19 protein-coding genes are annotated in these 22,370 nt (G+C 72.2%); 4 read left to right on the top strand and 15 right to left on the bottom strand.

The window, feature by feature from the left end; genetic code table 11:
* Positions 1-341 precede the first annotated feature (341 nt).
* The 5 genes from ACPPVS_RS11020 to map are packed head-to-tail and all read right to left on the bottom strand — an operon-like array spanning position 342 to position 3,512.
* Positions 342-749 (bottom strand): VOC family protein, encoded by a 408-nt coding sequence (locus ACPPVS_RS11020; RefSeq protein ID WP_426592312.1) that lies wholly within the window; start codon positions 747-749, stop codon positions 342-344.
* 33 nt (positions 750-782) lie between these two features.
* The gene (locus ACPPVS_RS11015) at positions 783-1,070 is read right to left on the bottom strand and encodes a DUF6191 domain-containing protein (protein ID WP_426592311.1); all 288 of its coding nucleotides are present in this window, start codon (positions 1,068-1,070) and stop codon (positions 783-785) included.
* Between the two features lie 20 nt (positions 1,071-1,090).
* Positions 1,091-1,795, bottom strand: coding sequence for an MBL fold metallo-hydrolase (locus ACPPVS_RS11010; RefSeq protein WP_426592310.1), 705 nt, complete (start codon positions 1,793-1,795; stop codon positions 1,091-1,093).
* A 59-nt stretch (positions 1,796-1,854) separates the two neighbouring features.
* Positions 1,855-2,634, bottom strand: a complete 780-nt coding sequence (gene ppgK, locus ACPPVS_RS11005) for a polyphosphate--glucose phosphotransferase (protein WP_426592309.1) — start codon at positions 2,632-2,634, stop codon at positions 1,855-1,857.
* Entirely contained in the window at positions 2,631-3,512 is an 882-nt protein-coding gene (gene map / locus ACPPVS_RS11000) for a type I methionyl aminopeptidase (RefSeq protein WP_426595950.1), read from the bottom strand. The genes ppgK and map overlap by 4 nt, the downstream gene beginning before the upstream one ends.
* Before the next feature lie 59 nt (positions 3,513-3,571).
* Between map and ACPPVS_RS10995 the strand changes: the two genes are divergently transcribed.
* Positions 3,572-3,742, top strand: coding sequence for an SPOR domain-containing protein (locus ACPPVS_RS10995; protein WP_426592308.1), 171 nt, complete (start codon positions 3,572-3,574; stop codon positions 3,740-3,742).
* Between the two features lies 1 nt (position 3,743).
* Here the strand turns inward: ACPPVS_RS10995 and ACPPVS_RS10990 are convergent, their stop codons facing one another.
* From ACPPVS_RS10990 to ACPPVS_RS10945, 10 genes are read right to left on the bottom strand one after another with little or no spacing between them, the layout of a single operon-like run.
* Positions 3,744-4,709, bottom strand: a complete 966-nt coding sequence (locus tag ACPPVS_RS10990; RefSeq protein WP_426592307.1) for an endonuclease/exonuclease/phosphatase family protein — start codon at positions 4,707-4,709, stop codon at positions 3,744-3,746.
* Entirely contained in the window at positions 4,706-5,518 is an 813-nt protein-coding gene (gene panB / locus ACPPVS_RS10985) for a 3-methyl-2-oxobutanoate hydroxymethyltransferase (RefSeq protein WP_426592306.1), read from the bottom strand. The genes ACPPVS_RS10990 and panB overlap by 4 nt, the downstream gene beginning before the upstream one ends.
* A 29-nt stretch (positions 5,519-5,547) precedes the next feature.
* A complete protein-coding gene (locus ACPPVS_RS10980; protein ID WP_426592305.1) occupies positions 5,548-7,224 on the bottom strand; it encodes an NAD+ synthase in 1,677 nt (558 codons plus the stop codon).
* Between the two features lie 51 nt (positions 7,225-7,275).
* The gene (locus ACPPVS_RS10975; protein ID WP_426592304.1) at positions 7,276-8,643 is read right to left on the bottom strand and encodes a patatin-like phospholipase family protein; all 1,368 of its coding nucleotides are present in this window, start codon (positions 8,641-8,643) and stop codon (positions 7,276-7,278) included.
* Positions 8,640-9,068 (bottom strand): hypothetical protein, encoded by a 429-nt coding sequence (locus ACPPVS_RS10970; RefSeq protein WP_426592303.1) that lies wholly within the window; start codon positions 9,066-9,068, stop codon positions 8,640-8,642. The genes ACPPVS_RS10975 and ACPPVS_RS10970 overlap by 4 nt, the downstream gene beginning before the upstream one ends.
* A complete protein-coding gene (locus ACPPVS_RS10965; RefSeq protein ID WP_426592302.1) occupies positions 9,065-9,541 on the bottom strand; it encodes a hypothetical protein in 477 nt (158 codons plus the stop codon). The genes ACPPVS_RS10970 and ACPPVS_RS10965 overlap by 4 nt, the downstream gene beginning before the upstream one ends.
* Positions 9,538-10,527 (bottom strand): acetoacetate decarboxylase family protein, encoded by a 990-nt coding sequence (locus ACPPVS_RS10960; RefSeq protein ID WP_426592301.1) that lies wholly within the window; start codon positions 10,525-10,527, stop codon positions 9,538-9,540. Before ACPPVS_RS10960 ends, ACPPVS_RS10965 begins: the two co-directional genes overlap by 4 nt.
* The gene (locus ACPPVS_RS10955) at positions 10,524-11,597 is read right to left on the bottom strand and encodes an alpha/beta fold hydrolase (protein ID WP_426592300.1); all 1,074 of its coding nucleotides are present in this window, start codon (positions 11,595-11,597) and stop codon (positions 10,524-10,526) included. The genes ACPPVS_RS10960 and ACPPVS_RS10955 overlap by 4 nt, the downstream gene beginning before the upstream one ends.
* A complete protein-coding gene (locus ACPPVS_RS10950) occupies positions 11,594-13,435 on the bottom strand; it encodes a hypothetical protein (protein WP_426592299.1) in 1,842 nt (613 codons plus the stop codon). Before ACPPVS_RS10950 ends, ACPPVS_RS10955 begins: the two co-directional genes overlap by 4 nt.
* Positions 13,432-15,852 (bottom strand): GMC oxidoreductase, encoded by a 2,421-nt coding sequence (locus ACPPVS_RS10945; RefSeq protein ID WP_426592298.1) that lies wholly within the window; start codon positions 15,850-15,852, stop codon positions 13,432-13,434. Before ACPPVS_RS10945 ends, ACPPVS_RS10950 begins: the two co-directional genes overlap by 4 nt.
* A gap of 217 nt (positions 15,853-16,069) precedes the next feature.
* Here ACPPVS_RS10945 and glnA point away from each other — a divergent pair, with 217 nt between their 5' ends.
* The 3 genes from glnA to ACPPVS_RS10930 all read left to right on the top strand — a co-directional run bounded on the left by glnA (position 16,070) and on the right by ACPPVS_RS10930 (position 22,315).
* A complete protein-coding gene (gene glnA / locus ACPPVS_RS10940; RefSeq protein ID WP_426592297.1) occupies positions 16,070-17,407 on the top strand; it encodes a type I glutamate--ammonia ligase in 1,338 nt (445 codons plus the stop codon).
* Positions 17,404-20,436, top strand: coding sequence for a bifunctional [glutamine synthetase] adenylyltransferase/[glutamine synthetase]-adenylyl-L-tyrosine phosphorylase (locus ACPPVS_RS10935; RefSeq protein ID WP_426592296.1), 3,033 nt, complete (start codon positions 17,404-17,406; stop codon positions 20,434-20,436). The genes glnA and ACPPVS_RS10935 overlap by 4 nt, the downstream gene beginning before the upstream one ends.
* 100 nt (positions 20,437-20,536) lie before the next feature.
* Complete coding sequence (locus tag ACPPVS_RS10930) at positions 20,537-22,315, top strand: hypothetical protein (protein ID WP_426592295.1); 1,779 nt, start codon at positions 20,537-20,539, stop codon at positions 22,313-22,315.
* Positions 22,316-22,370 lie beyond the last annotated feature (55 nt).

Below are 22,370 nucleotides of genomic sequence, written 5' to 3'. Positions count from 1 at the left end.
GAACATCGCGCCGAGTACGACGCCTTCCCACTTATTGTCGTTCTTGTTCTCATGCTGCTGAGCTCTGTCATGCATCTGGGCTCAGCGTGGGTGCGCAGGTGGTGGCTGAAGTCCATGCGCGGGACGGTACGGGGGAGCCCTGACAGGCTGGCTCAGAGACCTGTCAGAAAAACTCAGCCGGTCTCTAGTCCGCACCTAGTCCGCAGGATTCTCTGAAACCGCGTGAACTAGCGTGAGACGACGTGAGACGTTTCTGCAGGTCAGAGCCACTTTTGGGAGCAAGTCCGCAGGTCAAAGACCCCGAAAATGTTTCCCGGCGTATCGACTGACTCATCCGCACCTCAGCCGGCGGTCTCCGCGGCGAGGCGGGCGGCCGCCTCCTCCGGGGTGCCGCGCAGCAGGCAGAACTCGTTGCCCTCGGGGTCGGCCAGCACGTGCCACGGGACGTCGCCCTGGCCGATGTCGACGCGGGTGGCGCCGAGCGCGAGCAGGCGGTCGAGCTCGGCCGGCTGGGACGAGCCGTTGGGAGGGCGGATGTCGAGGTGCAGCCGGTTCTTCCCGGTCTTGAGCTCGGCGACGCGCAGGAAGAGCATGTTCGTCGCGGACCCGTCGGGGGGTGCGATCTCGATCTCCTCGTCGTCGGGCGCCGGCTCCCACACGTAGGTCCAGGCGAGCACGTCGCGCCACCAGGCGGCCAGGGCGTGCGGGTCGGCGGAGTCGATCGTCAGCTGGGAGATCACGGGGGCCATGCCGAGCACGCTAGGGGCAGCCGCCGACACCCGCTACCGGGGGTCGAGGCGTACGCGGCCCGAGTCGAGATCGATGTGCGGGTCGGTGTCCTCGGCGTGCTGCATGTCGGCCTGCTGCCGCTCCTGCTCGGCGGTCAGGTGCACGTGGTTCGGCTGGAAGACGTCGATGAGGTCGCCCAGGAACCCCGAACCTGTCCCCGCGGGCGCGCTGGGCCGCTCGCGCGGGGTGCGGCGGTCGAACCAGCCGCGGGCGACCATCCGGTCGACGGCGAACAGCACGAGCGCCAGGATCGCGACGCCGCCGACGATGAACCAGACCATCAGGTCATGGTCGCACGCCGTCAGGCGGTCAGGGCGTGGCGCTGCGACTCGTGGACGGCCACGAGCCACGGGTCGAGCAGCCGCGGGTCGTCGTCCGACGCACCCGAGAGGTAGGCGAGGTCGGCGGCGAGCCGGTCCGCGAGGGCGCCGACGTGCCCGTGCCCGGGGACGACGAGTGCCGCCGTGCCGGCCAGCAGGTCCAGCGCGGCGCGGTAGGTCCGGGCGGGGTTCTCGTCCGACAGGTCCAGCAGCGGGATCTCGACGTCGGACAGCACGTCGCCGGCCACGAGCACGTCCGCCGACGGCACCACGAGCGACGTGCTGCCGGGGGAGTGGGCGCCGTGCTCGATCACCCGCACCGGCGGACCGGCCCAGTCGAGCAGGCCATCCACGGCCGGATATCGAAGCGGCGGTGCGACCGTGACCGCGGCGGGGGAGTCGCCGGGGAACGAGAGCAGGACCCGGGCCAGCTCCTCGTCCTCGTCGCGCTCGGTCATGAGCGTCTCGACGTCGACGGGCCACCCGCCCGACCAGCGCGGCAGGCCCGTGAAGATGCCGCCGTCGAGCAGGTGGTCCCAGTGCCCGTGCGTCGACCACACGGCGACGGGCCGCCAGCCGTGCAGGCGGATCGCGGACGAGAGCACGTCGATCTCGTGGGCGGTCACGCCCGGATCGACGACGAGGCAGGACCGGTCGGGTGCGACGAGCACCGTCGAGGTCGTCATGTACACCGCGCTCGTCGCGACATGTACTCCGTCGGCGACCTCGGCCAGGGCGGGCACCGTCAGCCGCGGTAGTCGGCGGCGAGCGCGGCCGCCCCGATGATCCCCGCGGCGTTGCGCAGCTTCGCCGGGACGATCGTGGTGCGCAGGTCCAGCAGCGGGAGGAACTTGTCGTCGTGCTTGCTCACGCCGCCGCCGACCACGATCAGGTCCGGCCAGAACAGGTTCTCGACGACCGTGAAGTACCGCTGCAGCCGCTCGGCCCACGCCTCCCAGGACAGCTCGTCGCGGTCGCGCGCGCTGTCGGCGGCGCGCGACTCGGCGTCGTGCCCGTCGATCTCGAGGTGACCGAGCTCGGTGTTGGGCACCAGGTGGCCGTCGACGATCAGGGCCGAGCCGATGCCCGTGCCGAGCGTGACCACCAGGACGACTCCGTCGACACCCTTCGCGGCACCGTAGAGCGCCTCCGCGTAGCCGGCGGCGTCCGCGTCGTTGACCGCGAGCACCGGGCGGCCCGTGGTGTGCTGGACGGCCTTCTCGACGTTGGTGCCGATCCAGGACTTGTCGACGTTGGCGGCGGACTGCGCGACGCCGTGCAGGATCACGGCGGGGAACGTGACGCCGATGGGCACATGCTTGTCGAGGTCGAACGAGTCGACGACCTCCGCGACCGTGCGAGCGACCGCGTCGGGTGTCGACGGGTTGGGCGTCGGGATGCGGATGCGGTCGGCGGCGAACTCGCCGTCGTGCAGCGAGACGGGTGCGCCCTTGATCCCGCTGCCGCCGATGTCGATGCCGAACGCCGTGCTGTGCCTCTTCGCGTGCTTCTTGTCGTCGCTCATGGCAGGGTCAGGATCTCCGCTCCGGATTCGGTGACGAGCAGGGTGTGCTCGAACTGCGCGCTGCGGCGGCCGTCGGCCGTCACGACCGTCCAGTCGTCGTCCCACATGACCCAGTCCGGGGTGCCGAGGTTCAGCATCGGCTCGATGGTGAACACCATCCCCGGCTCGATCAGGGTGTCGTAGCCGGGGGCCGCGTCGTAGTGCGGGATCACGAGCCCGGTGTGGAAGGCGGGGCCGACGCCGTGCCCGGTGTAGTCACGCACGACGCCGTACCCGAACCGGGCGGCGTACTTCTCGATCACGCGTCCGATGATGTTGATCTCGCGGCCGGGGACGACCGCCTTGATGGCCCGGGCGAGCGACTCCTGCGTGCGCTCGACCAGCAGGCGGGACTCCTCGTCGACGTCGCCCGCCAGGAACGTCGCGTTGTTGTCCCCGTGCACGCCGCCGATGTAGGCCGTGATGTCGATGTTCACGATGTCGCCGTCCTCGACGACGGTCGAGTCGGGGATGCCGTGGCAGATGACCTCGTTCACGGAGGTGCACAGCGACTTGGAGAACCCGCGGTACCCGAGCGTCGAGGGGTAGGCGCCATGGTCCAGCAGGAACTCGTGGCCGACGGCGTCGAGCTCGTCGGTGGTGACGCCCGGCTCGACGTGCTCACCGACGAGCGCCAGCGCCTGCGCGGCGATGCGGGCGGCCACGCGGATACGGGCGACCGTCTCGTCGTCGAACGCGTCCGGGCCGGTGTAGCGCGCGGGGCCCGGGTGGCCGACGTATTCGGGCCGGGCGATCGAGGACGGGACGGAGCGTCGCGGGCCGACCGTGCCCGGGACCAGGGCGCTTCGCGGCGCGTGCACGGACGACATACCTGGCAGTCTACGGAAAGGAGGGCATCGCAGCCGGTTGGGGTGCCCCGGGGCGAACGGAGAGGGCGATGGCCGACGGGTTCTACTTCAACACCGAGACCCACCAGGTGGAGGAGGGCAGGCAGAGCGACTACACCAAGCTCATGGGCCCGTACCCCACGCGGGAGGCGGCCTCGCAGGCCCTCGAGACCGCGCGACGACGCAACCAGTCGTGGGACGAGCAGGACGAGAAGGGCTGAGTCAGCGCCGCTGGATGGTGGCCAGGATCGGCCGGTGGTCGCTGCCACCCGTGGCCGGCAGGACGTCGAAGGAGACGACCCGCCAGGTACGGCCGTCGACGAGCACGTGGTCGATGGGTGCGGCGAGCAGGGTGGGGGCCGACGACGGCCAGGAGCCGTGGGACGCGCGGCCGACCTCCTGCGCCGCGTCGACGCAGGGTCCGAGGTCGCCCAGCCCCGGGTGGTCCAGCGTGGCGTTCAGGTCGCCCGCGACGATGGCTCCGGGCGTCGTGGCGCAGGTCCGGGCGACCAGCGCGGTGTCGTGCCGCCAGGCCACCATCGTCGACCGGTGGCCGGGCGGCATGGTGTGCGCCGCGACGAGTATGGGTGACCTGGTCGGGTCTGCGGGGTCGGCACGCACCGAGCCGAACCGGGTGTCCACCGGCTCGGACGTCACGTAGCTCCCGACGCCCGGGGAGACGAGCAGGGCCGTGCCGGCCACGCCGGTCGCGGGACCCGCGTCGAACCGGACCTGCATCGGGCGCCCCTGCGCCGCGAGCAGGTCGGCCGTCGCCTGCGCGGTCGGCTCCGACGTCTCCGGCAGGACGATCACGTCGGCGTGGTGCGCCGAAGCGAGCCGGGCCAGCTCCGTGGGCGGCACGACGTCCGCGGTGTTGAACGAGAGGACGACCACGTCGTCGGGACCCGCGCTGGTGCGGGGGCCGTGGGGGACGCTCCGCCACGCCAGGACGGCTCCTTGGGCGAGCGCGCCGACGGCGAACGCGAGCGTCAGCGGCAGCAGGGCTCGACGGGTCCCGGGCAGCGAGCCGAGCACGATCGCCACGCACAGGGCGCCGAGCCCGAGCGGCGCGCGGAACGAGACGAGCTGCGCGACCGGGTAGACGCCGGCCAGGACGGGCACGGCCAGTGCGACGAGCACGACGCCCACCACGATCCCCGCGACGAGGACCGCGCGGGACGCCGTCATGCGTCGAACTGGTGACCGGCGTCGGGGAACGTGCCGTTGCGGACCTCGTCCGCGTACGCGGTCGCGGCGGCCGACAGCGCGGCACCCACCTGGCCGAACTGCTTGGCGAAGCTCGGTGACCAGTCGGTCATGCCGGCCATGTCCACCCAGACCAGCACCTGACCGTCGCAGCCGGCTCCGGCGCCGATGCCGATGGTGGGGATGGCGACGATCTCCGTGATCTGCGCGGCGACGGGCGCGGGCACCATCTCAAGGACGACCGCGACCGCCCCGGCGGCCGTGACCGCGACCGCGTCCTCGCAGAGGACCTCGGCGGCATGGTCGCCGCGACCCTGCACGCGCGGGCCGCCGAGCAGGTTCTCCGACTGCGGCGTGTACCCGAGGTGCGCGACCACGGGTATGCCCGCGTCGGTCAGCGCCCTGATCTGCGGGACGACCCGCTTGCCGCCCTCGAACTTCACGGCCGCGACGCCGGTCTCCTTCATCATCCGCACGGCCGTCGCGAGCGCCTGCTCGGGGCCCGCCTCGTAGGAGCCGAACGGCAGGTCCGCGACGACGAACGCCCGATGAGCGGCGCGGGCGACGGCGCGGGCCGGCGGGATGAGGTCGTCGACGGTCACGGGCAGCGTGGTCGTGTGCCCGTGCATCGTGTTCCCGATCGAGTCGCCCACCAGCAGCATGTCGATGCCGGCGGCGTCGAAGATGCGCGCCGTGACGGCGTCGTACGCCGTGAGCATGGTGAGTCGCTCACCGCGCTCCTTGGCCTCGCGCAGGTGGTGCACGCGGACGCGCTTGGGGGTCTGGCTCATCAGTTCAGGTGCTCCCGTTGTCGGTCTGGTCAGGCTTCGCGCCACGCGGTGGTGATCGGTAGGCGTCGGTCGCGACCGAACGCCAGCGCGGTCACCTTGGTGCCCAGCGGGTACTGCCGGCGCTTCCACTCGGCGCGGTCGACCAGGGCGAGCACCTTGTCGACGACCGCCGGGTCGAACCCCCGTGCCAGGAGCTCGTCGCGACCCTCGGCGTTCTCGACGTACGCGTCGAGCACCTCGTCGAGCAGGCTGTACGCCGGCAGCGAGTCCTGGTCCACCTGCCCGGGGCGCAGCTCGGCGCTCGGCGGCTTGGTGATCGACGACTCGGGGATGGGTGGGATCTCGCCCGCAGCGAGAGCAGCGTCGTTGCGCCACCGGGCCAGCGCCCAGACCCGGGACTTGTCGACGTCTTTGATGGGTGCGAACCCGCCGATGCTGCCGGCGTCGTAGATCGTCGTGTACCCCGTGGCCAGCTCGGACTTGTTCCCGGGCGCGACCACGAGGTGGCCCTCGCGGTTCGAGATCGCCATGAGGATCACGCCGCGCAGGCGCGCCTGCAGGTTCTCCGCGGCGACCCCCTCCAGCGGGATCTCGCCGTCGAACGCGTCCACCAGCGCCTTGATCGGCTGGACCCGGTAGTCCGCGCCGATCCGCTTGGCCAGGTCCTCGGCGTCATCCAGGCTGTGCTCGGAGGAGTGCACCGACGGCATCGCGACGCCGACGACGTTCTCGCCGCCGATCGCGTCCGCGGCGATGGCGGCCACGAGGGCCGAGTCGATGCCGCCGGACAGCCCGAGCAGCACCGAGCGGAACCCGTTCTTGCGGACGTAGCCGCGCAACCCCGCGACGAGGGCCCGGTAGACCTCCTCGTCGGGGTCGAGCACCGGCGCGACCTCACCGGTAGCCGGGGCGTCGTCGTCGTCGAGCAGGTCCCACACCAGCAGGTGCTCCGTGAACTGCGGCGCGCTGGTGAGCACGCGGCCGTCGGTCGCGATCACGAACGAGCCGCCGTCGAACACGAGGTCGTCCTGTGCTCCGACGAGGTTCACGTAGGCGACGGGCGCCTGGACCTCGTGCGCGCGACGCGCGGCGAGCTCGACGCGCTGGTGCCCCTTGCCCTCCTCGTACGGCGACGCGTTGAGCACGACCAGCAGGGAGACCTCGGCCTCGTCCATCTGCGAGACGGGACCGCCGTCCTGCCAGATGTCCTCGCAGATCACCACGCCCACCCGCCGGCCCCGCACGTCGATGACCAGCAGGTCGCCGCCGGGGGCGAAGATCCGGTTCTCGTCGAACACCCCGTAGTTAGGCAGGTGGTGCTTGTTGTACCGCGCCTGCACCGTGCCGTGCTGCAGCAGGGCCGCCTGGTTGGTGGGCCGCCGCGGTCCCTCGGGCGCTCGGGGCTCGTGCACCGGCGTGACCTTGCGTTCGCCCACCGTCCCCACGAGTACGGCGAGGTCCCCGAGCCCGTCGTCGGCGAGGGCCTTCGCGGTCTCCTGCAGGGCGGACTCGGCCCCGCGGCGGAAGGAGGCGCGCAGCGCGAGGTCCTCGATCGGGTAACCCGTGAGCGTCATCTCGGGGAACACGACGAGGTCGGCGCCCGCGTCCGCGGCGGTGCGCGCCCAGGCGAGCACCGCCTGCGCGTTGGCGGCGACGTCACCCACTCGCGTGTCGATCTGCGCCAGGGCGACGCGGGCGTGAGGCATGGTCCGAGCCTAGCCATCAGGGCGCCGACGCACTGTCTCCCGTGGCGTGACTCACGCCTCGCCGGTCGCGGTGGCACCGCGGACGCCCGGCCCTCGGCCGAGGCGGGCCAGGAACCGTCGGCCCACGTTCGCGCGGTCGAGCACGCCGTGCACGCCGACGGGCTCGACCGAGGCGACCAGTCGGGCCAGCCCGCCGGCCCCCAGCTGCAGGCTCGCGTGCAGCACGACCTCGCCCTCTCGCGCCGTGACCGTCAGGTCCACGTGGTCGAGGTCGGACCAGGCGTCGAACCCGGCGTCGTCGACGAGCGAGCGGGTCGCGACGAGGTCGAGCACCCGCCCGTCGACGCGAAGCGTGCCGTGGTAGCTGAACCGGTCCGGCGTCGTCTCGAGGCGCCCGTCGGCGAGGTACACGCGCTCGCCCCACGGGGCGTGGTCCACGGCGCCGGCCACCTGGGACCCGTCGGGGTCTCCGTCCAGGGGCATGACGACCGTGAGGTCGAGCGTCACGGGGGAGCCGTCCACGTCGCCCCTGAGGTGCTCGGTGTACCGGGCGGAGGGAGGCGGGTCGACCATCGCGGTGCAGGACGCGTCCTTGGTCACCCCGTCCGGCGTCCGAGTGTCGAGGTAGGCGCGGGCGTCCCGGTAGCCCATCTGCACGAGCGACTCGGCCGAGACGCGTCCGAGGTAGAACTCCGGGTCGAGCGGGAGCGGGCGCTCGGGACGGACCACGTGCAGGACCCAGCTGCGGCCCTGCGCGTCGGCGAGCGCGAAGTCCGCGACCAGGGCGCCCGTCGCGCTCATCTCGATCATGTGCACGTACTGCTCGAGCGGGCCGTCGCCCCAGTGCGGGCTGTTTCCGATGCACCACACGAGCCAGACCTCGTCGGCTCCCCGGCGCAGCGCCTCCGCGACGTTCGCGTCGCGGATCCAGACGGCGTCGGTCCACACGTGCCCGTCCCGCTTCAGGGGCGTGAGCCACAGCGGCAGCGACATGCCCGCCGCGAGCAGGGGCGCGTCGACGTGCGTCGACTCGATGGCGAAGCACTCCTTGGTGACGAAGTCGACGACGTTGAACGTGCCGACCACCGGACTCGCGTTGATCGCGGCGACGTCGATGCCGAGCGCCGGGAACACCTTGGTGAGCACGCCGTCCGCGTCGCCGATGGCGGGCAGGTTCCACGGACCGGTCAGGTAGTCGCGCAACGGCAGGGCGGAACCGAAGTCCTGCACGTTCACGTCGCGCCAGCGGCGGCACATCGCGGCGCCGTCCACGCCGGAGAGCAGCATCCCCGCCGTCATGATGCCGCCGGACGCGCCGTCGACGTGGTCGAACGTCAACCCGTCCTCCTGCAGCGCCCGGACGACGCCGGCCTGCCAGGCGACCCGCATCCCGCCGCCGGCCAGCACGAGCGACCTCATCGGTGCGCGCCCCTCGCGCGCGCCAGAGCCCGCAGGTAGAAGAACAGCAGCACTCCGGTGAGCAGGTCGAAGGTGGCGACGAGGAGGGCCACCGGGTCGAAGACGCTGTTGGCCACGCCGATGGCCACCGCGACCGCCGCACCGACCTTCTGCAGGGCGGACCAGAGCACGACGTCCGGGTCCGGCCTGGGTCGGCGCAGGGTCGTGGCGAGCAGCGCGCCGACGACCACCATGAACATGCCCACCGTCGCGAACAGCTGCCGCGTCGTGTGGTCGTCGGCACCGCCGATCACGCCCAGCACGAACCCGGGGGCGACCACCTGGACCGCACCGCTGAGCACCGTGATCCACGCGATGGCCTCTAGGACCAGCACGACCGGTGCACGCCTGGCCGCGGTCACGGGTGCGGTCGCCGCGGCGCTCACGTCAGCGCCCCCAGCAGGTCCGCCTTCGCGACGATGTACCCGACGATGACGATCCAGGTCGCCGTCGAGCTGTAGAACCGGACGTCGTTCAGTGTCATCCAGCGCCTGAGCAGGTGCCGCAGCTCGGCGTCGTCCGCGAAGTCGCCGCTGCGGATGCGCTTGTTGATCGGGATGATCAGGCCCTGCCCGACGAAGGTCAGCAGGAAGATCCCGATCAGGCAGCCCACGCCGAACCAGACGTAGCTGGTGCCCCACTCGACGACGACGAGCACGATCGACGCGACGAACATGATGGGCACGACGACCGTGAAGAACTTCGTCGCGCGGCGCGTCGGGATGCCGAAGTGGATCGCCACGTTGTCCCGACCCAGACCCGTCCAGGTGGGGAACAGGAACCACTTGAGCACCCACATCGTGCCCATGTAGAGCGAGGCGCCGAACAGGAACCAGAGGGCCGCGACGAAGGCGGTCACTTGGTGCTCGCGGCGCTCTGGGAGACGGCCGCGTCGCTCTCGGCGCGTCCCCGGCGCGGGGGAGGCGGCCACGTCTCGCCGCGCCCCAGCCCGACGACCGACTCGAGCGGCTCCCCGAAGACGCCGGCCTTGGTCTGCTGGTCCACCCGGTCGAGCGTCTCGTCGGTGAGGAACCACGCCTCGAAGTGGTCGTCGAGCACGCCCGTGGCCGTCGACAGGTAGGCCGTGAAGAGGGGGTTCGGGCCGATCTTGAGGGTGCGCAGCGGCGCCACGCTGGGCGCGTCGCCGAGCGTGAACCGGCCGCGCGCCCCCGGTCCGACGGCGACGTCTCCGGTGGCCTGGAAGTAGATCGTGGACTTCATGAGCATGCCGCGGAACGCGCAGAAGTTGGACGCGGCGAGCTTGAGCGGCAGTGCGGTGGGGCTCGGCCGCTCGATCTCGATGAGCGCGCCGAAGCGGCCCTCCTCGTCGTCGTACTGCGCCGAGACCGTCTGGTCCGTGACCACGAAGTCGAGGCTCCCCTGGTGCTTCGGCATCCCCCAGATGCCCTTGCCGCCCTTGACCGAGACCTCCGTGCTCACCGGCAGGTCCACCACGTACTGGCCGAACTGGAGCGTCTTCTGCAGCATCATCGGCACCAGCGGGGGCGCGGGCCGCGGGCCGTGCGTGACGGCGATCGCCATCGAGTACTCGATGTACGTGCCGATGTCGGTCGCCCGGTAGTTGACCACCGTCACCATCGCGACGCCCTTGCCGAACCCGAGGCTCACCGGGTGCAGCTCGCTGCCCGGCAGCAGGGCGCGCGCGGCGGACAACGAGCACGGGAACGCGGCCATCAGGACGGGGGAGTCCTCCGAGCTGACCGGCATGTCGTACGGGATGGTGTCCACCCGTGCGGCCTTGCCGGTGAGCCGGCGCTGGCGGCGTGGGACGGGCGAGGGCAGGTGCGAGAGCACGGTCCGAGCGGTTCCGAGCAGGGCGTTCATGAGTTCAGCTCCTCGAGGATGATCGGGAACGTGTCGCGCGGGGCGTGCCGGCCCCAGAACACGTCGAGATGTCCGTAACCGGGCAGGACGTGCAGCGTGTCGCCCTTGCCGGGGCGCTGGGCGGCGAAGAACGCGTGCGTGCGCACCTGCGACTCGGGCAGGTAGCAGAGGTTGTCGGCGCCCGCGAGGAACGCGAACCGCGCGTCCGTACGCGGCGGCCCCGCGAGCAGGTCGTCGGGGATCTCCGGGTGATCGTGCACCTTCACCAGCCGGCCCGCCGCGACCGACCGGCGCATCTGGTCGAAGAACGAGATGGGCACGTCGGCGAACTCGCCCGTGATCCAGTCGTGCGTGGCGGCGTCGAGGTTGCTGTGCGACCACAGCGCGGGGAAGCCGCTGCCGTAGGTGAACGACACCATCCGGCACACCAGGTTGTCGCACTCGTGGTGGGTGGTGGCCACCACCCGGCGGATCACCTTGGAGAAGTTGCCCTCGCTGCGGTACGCCCACGCGGGCGACAGGTACGGGGTCAGGTGCTGCAGCACCGGCGTGAACGACCAGATCTTCGCTCGCGACCACAGCGGGAGCACGGGGTGCAGCGACACCGCGTTGCTCACCACCGTGTCCACCTGCGGCAGCAGCCCGGCGACCGCGGACATCGTGAACGACGTCGAGCCCTGGCAGTGCACGATCGCCTTGAGGGTCGTCGCGCCGGTGGCCTCCAGCACGTGCGCGACGGCGGCGGGGTGGTCGTAGACGGCGGCGTCGCACAGGGTCCACGGCATCGGGTCGAGGTCGACCGACGCGCGCCAGTTGAGCATCCACACGTCCCAGCCCTCGTCCAGCAGGCCGTCGACGAGGGTGTGCGGGATCGGCGGCCGGAACAGCTCGGCGCGCACCCCGGACCCGTGGACCAGCAGCACCGGACCCCGCCACGGCGCGAACGGCGCGCGCACGTGCACCAGCGTGATCCGGGTGCCGTCGCCCGCGGTCAGGGGGACCACCTCCGTGCGGTGGTCGGCCCGGGTGACCGGGCGGCGGCCCGTCTGTGCGATCTCCTGCACGCTCATCGTCCGTACCCCTCCTTGGCGATCACGATCGGCCCGTCGAACAGGCGCACCTCGGGCTGGCCGCCCGCGGGGACGGGACGGGTCCTGGCCGTGTCGAGGCCCCAGTCGCGCGAGACCGTGTCGACGACCAGCACGTACAGCTCGAGCGCGGACCCGTCGGCGGCCAGGCGCATGCGCACGAACCCCTTGTCGTCCGGGACGGCCTGGCCGGACATCTGCCAGGACGCGACCTGGCCCTCGCCCTGGGTGAGGAGCAGCAGGGCGAACGCCTCGGTGCCCAGGACGGCGCCGAGGACCCAGACGAGCAGGACACCGAGCGCCAGGAACAGCCCGGCGGGCCACGACGACGGCCACTGGATGGCGACGACGACCAGGAGCAGCGCCAGCGCCGCCACCAGCTCGAACCCGACGCCCAGGGTGAACGTCAGCAGCTTCGGCAGGCGACCGTGCGGCATGAGGCGAGCCAGCACGAGATGTACGACGAGGGCAGCCGCGATCAGGGCGAGCGCGTAGAGCGCGAACTGCCCGACGTCCGCGAACGTCGCCGTGCGCAGGACCTCGACGAACGAACCCGGCTCGACGAGGACGAACACCCCCGCGACGACGCCGACGAGCACCACCTGGCCGTAGCCGGCGGTGACCAGCAGGCCGACGTTGCGGTACCCCGCCCACCACCGGCTGAACGGGTTGCCGATCCGCCGGCAGAGCGCCGGTGAGTCCGCGACGTCCGGGAAGGTCTTCGGGGCGCGGTCGTAGGGGACGGGCGGCAGCTTGTTCCGCATCCGTGACGTCGGGGGCGGCAGCTGGATGTGCTCGGGCAGCCGGTGCGTGTCGGACAGGTAGGCCCCACCGAGGCCGCACGTGACGGCCTGCACGGAGCGCGGGTCGGGGTCTGCCGCCTCGTCGGCCGCGTCCGGCGGGCGCTCGGTGAACCGGGCGTAGTGGTGGGAGTCCCCGGTGATCCACAGCCGCACCCGTGCGCCGGTGTCCTCGACGTCCTCCGTTCCTGGCACCGCGCGGAACCGCACGATCTCGCGTTCGAAGAAGTGCAGCTGGTTGAACCCGTCCGGGTCCCTGCCGGTGTGCGCCCAGCCGGGCTCTGCGCAGCAGAGGATCACGGCGTCACCGGGCTGCAGGTGCGCGGTGACGTTCGTCCGGAAGTACTCCAGCTGCGGTTCGTCGATGTACTCGGTCAGCTGCCCGTCGAGGCCCAGGAGCCACCAGCCCGGCGCCAGCTTCGCCGCAAAGTAGCTGCGGGTCTGCACGGTGCGCCAGCCTCCGATCGCGGCGCCGCGGGTGAAGACGCGCAGGAACGCGGTCAGGCCGTCGTACCAGTCGTGGTTGCCGGGCAGGACGATGAGTGACGGCTCGTTCGTCGCGTCCCGCGGTGTCCCGGCGGGTGGCGCGGGCAGTGCGGCCGTGTACGGACCCAGCGTCTTGTTCTCGTAGCCGCGCGCGGACGCCGCGGGGTAGACCTCGTCGCCGCCCATCAGGAGCAGGTGGCCGCGGGGCAGCGTGAGCGGCTGCTTGTCGGGGCCGTTGACGGTCAGGCTCGGCCGGCCGAGCAGCGACGCGACGGTGTAGGTGGCGTCGAAACCGTCGCCGAGGTCCGCGACGAAGTCGATCCAGAGGTCGCCGACGTTCGGGTGCGCCAGCTCGACCAGTCCGTCCGGCAGGCTCGCCTGGACCTCGCGCCGGTCGCCGTACTCGGCGAACATCTGGGCGAGCACCACCTTGAGCGCCGTCCGAGCGAGCTCGGGCGGGTCGAGCCAGCGCACCTCGCGGCTGGGCAGGAAGCCGATCTCGGCCTCGTGCTTGGCCAGCTCACGACGCTTCATCCGCGGGCCCCCGAGCGGATCTTCGGGCTCACGTAGACGTCCCACACCTCGCCCATGAAGAGCTTGCCGAACGCGGCCAGGGCCCGGGCGCCGCCGGGCCCGTGGGTGCGGAACGTCGTCAGCTGCTTGGCCAGGTCGAGCGGCTTGATGACCAGCACGCCAGCGCCGATCGTGCCGTCCGGCACCTTCTCCTCGACGCTCTCCATGTCGGCCAGCACCTCCGCGACCTCGTCCGGGGTCGCATCGGGTGGCGGCGGCACGTGACCGTGCACCACGCGCGTGAACAAGGTCGTCGTGTCGACCCACGCGTCCAGGCCGCCGTCATCGATCACGTCCTTGGCGCCCACCAGGGTCAACGGCGTACCGCCGGCGTCGGTCAGCCACAGGCGGTAGAGCATGCGCCGCCCGGGCGTGCCGGTCGGCCTGGCGAAGAGGTTGAACCAGCCCTGCTCCACTTCCAGCCGGCCGCCGAGCACGTTGCTCTCGACGAAACCGACGGCCTGACCGCGGTGCAGCGGGTCGGCCACGAACGCGTCGATGTCGGGCGCGGTGATCGTCAGGACGAACGTGAGCGTGTCGCGCCGCGCCCGCGCCAGGTCCGCGCCGCGTCGCGGGTCGGTCTCGCCGAGCGTGAACGGTCCGGTCATGCGCTCGGTGAACGCGACGGACGTGGCGCCCGCCCGGGTGGTGACCGGCGACACGGCCGGCGCTGCGATGCTGACGGCGTCCGGCTGCGACCAGTCCTGCTCGAGCATCCGGGTGGAGGCACGGTCCGACATCGCGGCGATCGTCAGCGACGGGTTGGCACCTACCGCCCCGGGCATCGCCGCGCCGTCGACGACGTACAGGCCCGGGTGCCCACGGACCTCGCCGAACTCGTCGCACACGCCCTCCCCGACGTGCCGACCGATCGGCGCCCCGCCCAAGGGGTGCACCGTGATGATGTGCCGGGCCCACCACAGCGGGTTGTCCTGGAAGTCGGCGCCCAGGGCGTCGCCCAGCCGCTCCATGGCGTCGCGCACGTCCGCGAAGTACGCCTTCGACGTGGCGGTCGTCCAGTCGATCTCGAGGTTCCCGCCCTGCAGGCCCATCCGGCCGTCGGGGACGTCGCGACCCATGCCGAGCAGGGGCAGCGAGCCCGCGGACAGGTGACCGTCACCGAGCAGCGTCGACAGGTCCCCGGAGATGTTGGACTGCCCGCCGGCGAGCACGCGGTTGCGGACGACCTGCCACGCGAACGCCGCCGCCCGCCGGGCCGCGGGCTTGAGCTGGGAGGTCTCGACGAGCCACGACAGGAACCCGGGGAAGCCCGCGTCCTCGACGTAGAAGCCGCGGCCCGTCTCGCCGTCGCCGTCCGCGGCGTCGGCGCGGCGGATGGCCGTCGTGATGACCGGCCCGACGCCGCCGTCGACCGGGAACGGCTTGCCGTCCCGCGTGCAGTTCAGCAGGACCGTGAGCAGGTCGCCGTTGCCGGAGAAGCGGGTGCCGAGCGCGGGGCCGAGGGCCGGCAGCGAGGCGCGGCTGCGCAGCAGCAGGAACGTCGTGCCGAACGTCCCGGCGCCGAGCACGACGCGGCGCGCGACGATCGTCCGCTCGGGAAGTGACGCGGTCGAGGCGCCGTGCTCCTCGTCGTGCACGACGTAGCGCACCTCGTAGCCGCCGCCGTCCAGGGGGCGCAGCCCGCGCACCTCGTGGAGCGTGCGGACGTCCGCACCGTGGTGCGCTGCCGACGACAGGTAGGTGTGGTCGAGGGTGTTCTTCGCGCCCGTGTTGCACCCGATGTCGCACTCGCCGCACAGGGTGCACGTGACGCGCCGTGAGCCCGCGTGCACTGAACCGTAGGCAGCCGCTGCGAGCGGGAGGTTGCGGGCCGGGTCCTCGCCGGGCAGGGCGAAGGTGACCGCCAGGGGCGGTCGCACGGCCGGCATCCCGATCTCGACGGCCGCGGCCTCGATGGCCATGGTCTTGGGGGTGTCGTGGTACGGGTAGACCGTTGCGCCCAGCATCTTCTCGACGACGTCGTAGTGCGGGTCGAGGTCGGCCCGCGAGATCGGCCAGTTCTCGTAGCCGCCGCCCGGCAGCGGCGACTCCTGGACGAACCAGTTCTCGTCCTTGCGGAGCAGAACGTTGGCGTAGATCAGGGAACCGCCGCCGAGGCCGCTGGACACCAGGCCCTCGAGGCCGCGGAAGGTCCAGGCGTCGAACAGGCCGTACAGGCCCTCGCTCGGGTCCCAGAAGTTACGGCCCATCTGGGCGGGCGTCCGCGCGAACGCACCCGGGGGATAGGGCCGGCCCCGCTCCATCACGACGACGTGCTTGCCCGCGCTCGCCAGGCGGTGCGCCGCCACCGAGGCACCGAATCCCGATCCCACGACGAGCGCGTCGACAACCTCGGGTGCGTCGTTCGGCCTGCCCATGAACGTCTCCCACCTGCACGTGCTGCGGAATCGCGCACCCTCTCGAACGAGGAGGTGTGACATCAGGTGCAAATACGTCGCTATGGCACAAATACACCCTCGGTCGACACCTTGGCGAGGGTGTCGAGGCGTCGGCACGGGCGCCCGTCGTCGCGCGCGCAGACCCGCCCCGGACACTGACGCTCGGAAGCGTCGTTCATCAGGCAGGATGTACCGCATGGACAGGCAGCAGGAGTTCGTGCTCCGCACAGTCGAGGAGCGGGACATCCGCTTCATCCGCCTCTGGTTCACCGACGTGCTCGGGATCCTCAAGTCGGTGGCGGTGGCCCCGGCGGAGCTCGAGGCCGCGTTCTCCGAGGGGATCGGGTTCGACGGGAGCGCGATCGAGGGCCTGACGCGCGTGTACGAGGCCGACATGATCGCGCGGCCCGACCCGTCGACGTTCCAGGTCCTGCCCTGGCGCGGCGAGCGGCACGGGACCGCGCGGATGTTCTGCGACCTGCTGACGCCCAACGGGGAGCCGTCGCTGGCCGACTCGCGCAACGTGCTCAAGCGGGCGCTGTCGCGGGCCGCCGACCAGGGGTTCACCTTCTACACCCACCCCGAGGTCGAGTTCTACCTCTTCGACGCCCCCGCCGACCCCACCCAGCCGCTGGTGCCGGTCGACCAGGGCGGGTACTTCGACCACGTCCCGCGCGGCACCGCGCACGACTTCCGACGCGCGGCCATCACGATGCTCGAGTCGATGGGCATCTCGGTGGAGTTCTCGCACCACGAGGCCGGACCGGGTCAGAACGAGATCGACCTGCGCTACGCCGACGCACTGACGACGGCCGACAACATCATGACCTTCCGCACGGTGGTCAAGGAGGTCGCGCTCGAGCAGGGCGTCTTCGCCTCCTTCATGCCCAAGCCGTTGGCCGACCAGCCCGGCTCGGGCATGCACACGCACCTGTCCCTGTTCCAGGGCGACGCCAACGCGTTCCACGAGGCGGGCGGCCACCTCGAGCTGTCCAAGACGGCCAGGTCGTTCATCGCCGGTCTGCTGAGGCACGCCGCAGAGATCACCGCGGTGACCAACCAGTTCGTGAACTCCTACAAGCGGCTGTGGGGCGGAGCCGAGGCGCCGAGCTATGTCTGCTGGGGCCACAACAACCGCTCCGCCCTGGTGCGCGTGCCCATGTACAAGCCCGGCAAGGGCAACTCGAGCCGCATCGAGTACCGCGCGGTCGACTCGGCCACCAACCCGTACCTCGCGTTCGCCGTGCTGCTCAACGCGGGCCTCAAGGGCATCGAGGAGGGCTACGAGCTGCCCGAGGGCGCCGAGGACGACGTCTGGGAGCTCACCGACGCCGAGCGTCGGGCGCTGGGCATCGAGCCGCTGCCCACGTCGCTGGACGCCGCGATCTCGATCATGGAGAAGTCCGAGCTCGTCGCCGAGACGCTGGGTGAGCACGTCTTCGACTACTTCCTGCGCAACAAGCGCCAGGAGTGGGACGCCTACGCCGCGCAGGTCACCCCGTACGAGCTGCGGCGGTTCCTGCCGGTCCTGTGACGGTCTCGTCCTCCGGCCGCGGCTCGACGCTCGCCGGGCGGCTCACGCGCGCGGGGGTCTCGGACGCCGCGCGCGCGGAGCGGATGCTCGCCGACGCCGCGCTGCTGGCCGTCGTCGACGATCCCGCAGAGCTGCTCGTCGGGTCGCTGACCGACGCCGCGGATCCCGACCAGGCCCTGCTGGCCCTGGCCAAGCTGGCCGGTGCCGTCGCCGACGACCCCGGCGTGCTGCGGGCGATCCTGCAGGAGGACGGCGGCGCGCGGGCGCGGCTGCTCGCGGTGGTCGGCGCGTCGATCGCTCTCGGCGACACGCTCGTCGCGCACCCCGAGGCGCTGGAGATCCTCCGGGACGACACCCCGGGCACGGGCGTCGCGGTCGAGGCGGTCCGGGCCGAGCTGCTGGCGGCGGTGGGCGCGGATCCCGACGCAGACGTGCCGGTCGCCGAGCTCGGGGGGGCGGCCGGCATCGACGCGATGCGCAAGGCGTACCGTTTCCGGCTCCTGCGGATAGCGGCCACCGACCTGGTCAGCAACGACCCCCTCAGCCGCCTGCCAGGCGTCGCCGCCGCGCTGGCGGATCTCGCCGCGGCGGCACTGGAGGCGTCGCTCGCGATCGCGCGAGCCGACCTGCCCGACCACGGTCTCGGGGTCCGGCTCGCGGTCATCGGCATGGGCAAGTGCGGTGGTCGCGAGCTCAACTACGTCAGCGACGTCGACGTCATCTACGTCGCCGAGCCGGCGGACGGTGTCGACGAGGCCGAGGCCCTGGCCACCGGGGCGCGCCTCGCTGCGGGTCTGGCGCGGGCCTGCTCGACGCCGTCGGTCGAGCCGGGGCTGTGGCCGGTCGACGCCGCGCTGCGGCCCGAGGGCAAGAACGGTCCGCTGGTGCGCACGATCGCGAGCCACAAGGCCTACTACGAGCGCTGGGCCAAGACGTGGGAGTTCCAGGCGCTGCTCAAGGCGCGCCCGCTCGCCGGCGACCGCGCGCTGGGCCAGGAGTACGTCGAGATGACGCAGCCGTTCGTCTGGGGAGCGGTCACCCGCGAGCACTTCGTCGAGGACTCCCAAGCCATGCGGCGCCGGGTCGAGAGCTACGTCCCGGCCGCTGAGGCGGACCGGCAGATCAAGCTCGGCGTCGGGGGCCTGCGGGACGTCGAGTTCACCGTGCAGCTCCTCCAGCTGGTGCACGGACGGGCCGACGAGTCCATCCGCAGCCCCAGCACGCTGACCGCGCTCGCCGCCCTGGCCGCGGGTGGGTACGTCGGCCGGTCGCACGCCGCACAGCTCGCCGTCTGCTACCGGCTGATGCGGGCGCTCGAGCACCGCATCCAGCTGCACCGCCTGCGCCGCACGCATCTCATGCCCACGGCGGAGAAAGACCTGCGCCGGCTCGCGCGGTCCGTCGGCATGCGTGCGGAGGGCGCCGACGGGCTGGTCGAGCGGTGGCGGGCCGCCAAGCGTGACGTCCGACGGCTGCACGAGGAGCTCTTCTACCGCCCGCTCCTGCCGGCGACCGCGCAGCTGTCCACGGAGGAGGCGAGCCTGTCTCCCGACGAGGCCCGCGCCCGGCTGTCGGCGATCGGCTACCTCGACCCGACGGGCGCCATGCGACACATCGCGGCGCTCACCGAGGGTCTGTCGCGGCGCGCGGCGATCCAGCGCCAGCTCCTGCCGGTCATGCTCGGCTGGTTCGCCGATGGCGCCGACCCGGACGGCGGGCTCCTGGCGTTCCGTCGGCTGTCCGACGAGCTGGGTGCGACGCACTGGTACCTCAAGCTGCTCCGTGACTCCGGCACGGCCGCGCGACGCCTGGCGCGGGTGCTCTCGACCAGCCGCTACGTGGCCGATGCGCTGACCCGGTCGCCCGAGTCGGTGACGTGGCTCGCCGACGACGCCGACCTGGAACCGCGCACGTTCGAGCGGCTGACGGCGGAGGCCGACGCGATCCTGACGCGTTCCGACGAGCCCGTGAAGGCCGTCACGGCGCTGCGCGGCCTGCGCCGCCGCGAGCTCGCACGGACCGCGGCGGCGGACGTCACCGGCACGGTCACCGGGACCGCCGCGTCGCACAGCCTGAGCGTCGCGGCGGACATCGTGCTCGTCGGGGCGCTGCGGGTGGCGGAGTGGGAGGCGCGTCGGCAGCGGTCGCTCGACGAGAACCCGACGCAGATGCTCGTGGTGGCCATGGGTCGCTGGGGCGGCCACGAGATGGGCTACTCCTCGGACGCCGACGTGCTGTTCGTGCACGACCCGGTGCCAGGCGCCGACCACGTCCTGGCGCAGGAGTTCGCCCTGTCGGTCACGACGACCCTGCGCACCCTGCTGGGCTCCGTCGGGCCGGAGCCGACCTTGGAGGTCGACGCCGACCTGCGCCCCGAGGGTCGCAACGGGCCGATGGTGCGCTCGTTCGGCTCCTACGCCGAGTACTACGACCGGTGGTCGTCTCCGTGGGAGAGCCAGGCGCTGCTGCGGGCGCGGCCCGTGGCCGGCGATCCGGGGCTGGGGGCGCGTTTCGTCGAGCTGGTCGCGCCGTTGCGGTACCCGGTGGGTGGCGTCGACGCGACCGTCGAGCGGGAGATCCGCCGGATCAAGGCGCGCGTCGAGTCCGAGCGGCTCCCGCGCGGCGTCGAGCCCGCCCGGCACCTCAAGCTCGGGCGTGGCGGGATCTCCGACGTCGAGTGGACGGCGCAGCTGCTCCAGCTCCAGCACGCGCACGAGGTGCCGGGCCTGCGGACCACGGGCACGCTCGAGGCGCTGGCGGCTGCGGCGTCGGCGGCGCTCCTGGACGCCGACGACGCCCGGGTGCTCGCCGAGGCGTGGCAGCTGGCGTCCCGGCTCCGCGACGCGAACGTGCTGTGGACCGGCCGCGGCGGCGCCCACGCCGACCTGCTGCCGCACGATCGCCAGGCGCTGGCGGGTCTCGCGCGGGTCGTCGGCTATCCCGCGGGGTCGGGCGGCGAGCTCGAGCAGGACTATCTGCGGACGGCCCGGCGGGCCCGGACGGTGGTCGAGCGGGTCTTCTACGGCTGACCGGCGCCGTGGCCTCGCGCTCTGACCAGCGGAACTGCCATGCTCGACTCGACACCGTGAACGTCCTGACGAGCAGTTCAACCTTGTGCCTGGAGGGCCCGTGGTCGAGAACACGCCGACGCCTCGCAAGCCGCGGAGCACGTCCGCCGCAGGTCGGACGCCCCGCAGGCCCGCAAAGCCACCGGTCGTCCCGGACGAGGCGACCGAGGAGCCGGTGGTCGAGGAGCCGGTCCTCGACGAGGCCGTCGTGGGGGCGCCGCCGGTCGCCGAGCCCGTCGTCGGAGAACCGTCGCCGAGCATCGCCGACGAGATCTCGGCCGACGAGACCGCAGAGCCGGATGCCGTCGAGCCCGGGGTGGACGGCCCCGACCTGGTCGAGCCCGTCGCGAGCGAGGTTGTCGCGGAAGAGCCTGCCGTCCACGACACCGAACCGATCCTCGTCAGCGAGGTCGCGGACGTCGCCGACGTCGCCGAGGAGACGGACACCCTCAACGACACCGTGCCGATCGTGGTGGCCGTGCCGACAGAGACCGTCCCGGGCGACACCGAGGAGGACCCGGCGGAGCTGATGGCGCGGCTCAAGGCGCTCGAGGCCGAGAATGCCGCCCTGCGCGTCGCCACGGTCAGCGAGCCCGGGGTCGGCCGCAAGCGCAAGCCCGGCCGCACCACGCTGGCCATCGTCCTCATCCTGATCGGCGCCCTGCTCGCCCCCGTCGCGGTGGTGGGCAAGTGGGCCCGCGACCTCGTGGTCGACACCGACGACTACGTCGCCACCGTCGGGCCGATCGTCGACGACCCCGGCGTGCAGGCGGCCGTCACCAACCGGGTCACCACGGCCGTGGTCGACGCGCTGAACCTCGACCAGCTCACGACGCAGGCGACCGACGCGCTGTCGTCGCTCAACCTCCCGCCCCTCGTGTCGACGGGTCTCGCGTCGCTGCAGGGACCGCTGCAGGATGCGATCACCGGGTTCGTGCACAAGCAGGTGGCCAGGGTGGTCACCTCCGACGCCTTCGCCGCGACGTGGAAGCAGGCCAACCGCACGGCCCACGAGCAGATCGTGGCGACCCTGCGTGGTGACCCGGACGCGCTCGCACAGATCAGCAGCAGCGGCGAGCTGGTCATCGACATCACGCCGGTCATCGAGCAGGTCAAGCAGCAGCTCGTCGACGCCGGCTTCACGCTCGCCGGCCGTATCCCCACGATCACCGTGACGTTCCCGGTCGCCTCCAGCTCCGACCTGGTCCGCCTGCAGAACGCCTACCGTCTGATCGACGTCGCGGGCGCCGTCCTGCCGTGGCTCTCGCTCCTCCTGCTCGCCGGCGGTGTCCTCGCGGCACAGCGCCGCTCCCGGGCGCTGGTGATCGCCGGACTGTCGCTCGCGGCGGGGATGGCTGTGCTCGCGGTCGGGCTCGCGATCGGCCGCTGGTTCTACACCAACTCGCTGCCGCCCGCGGTCCAACGGCCCGACGTCGCGGTGACGCTCTACGACCAGTTCATCTCCCTGCTGCGCATCGAGCTGCGGGTCTTCCTCGTGCTCGGCCTGCTCGTGGCGATCATCGCCTTCCTGGCCGGCGGCACGACGGCCGCTCGGTCCGTGCGCGAGACGTCCGGCAAGGGGGTCGCCTGGGCGCGCGGGCTGGGCGACCAGCACGGTGTGGGCACCGGAGCGTTCGGGGTCTGGCTCTACCAGCAGCGGACGCTCATCCGCGTCGTGGTGATCGGCCTCGCGATCCTCGTCCTTGTGCTGGCCGACAACCTCACCGGAAAGGCCGTGCTCACGGTCGCTGTCGTCGCGCTGCTCATCCTGGGCGTGGTGACCCTGCTGGCCCGCCCGCCGCACGAGGAGCCGGTCGCGGAGCCGCTCGCGCTGCCGTGATACCCGCCGCAGGTTCGTGCAGGGCGTCGATGGCGGGCACGGCGGCCGACGACAG

It is taken from the genome of Cellulomonas sp. McL0617 (genome assembly GCF_049994875.1).
Taxonomy (GTDB): Bacteria; Actinomycetota; Actinomycetes; order Actinomycetales; family Cellulomonadaceae; genus Cellulomonas.
This window is presented reverse-complemented; position numbering and strand designations above follow the sequence as displayed.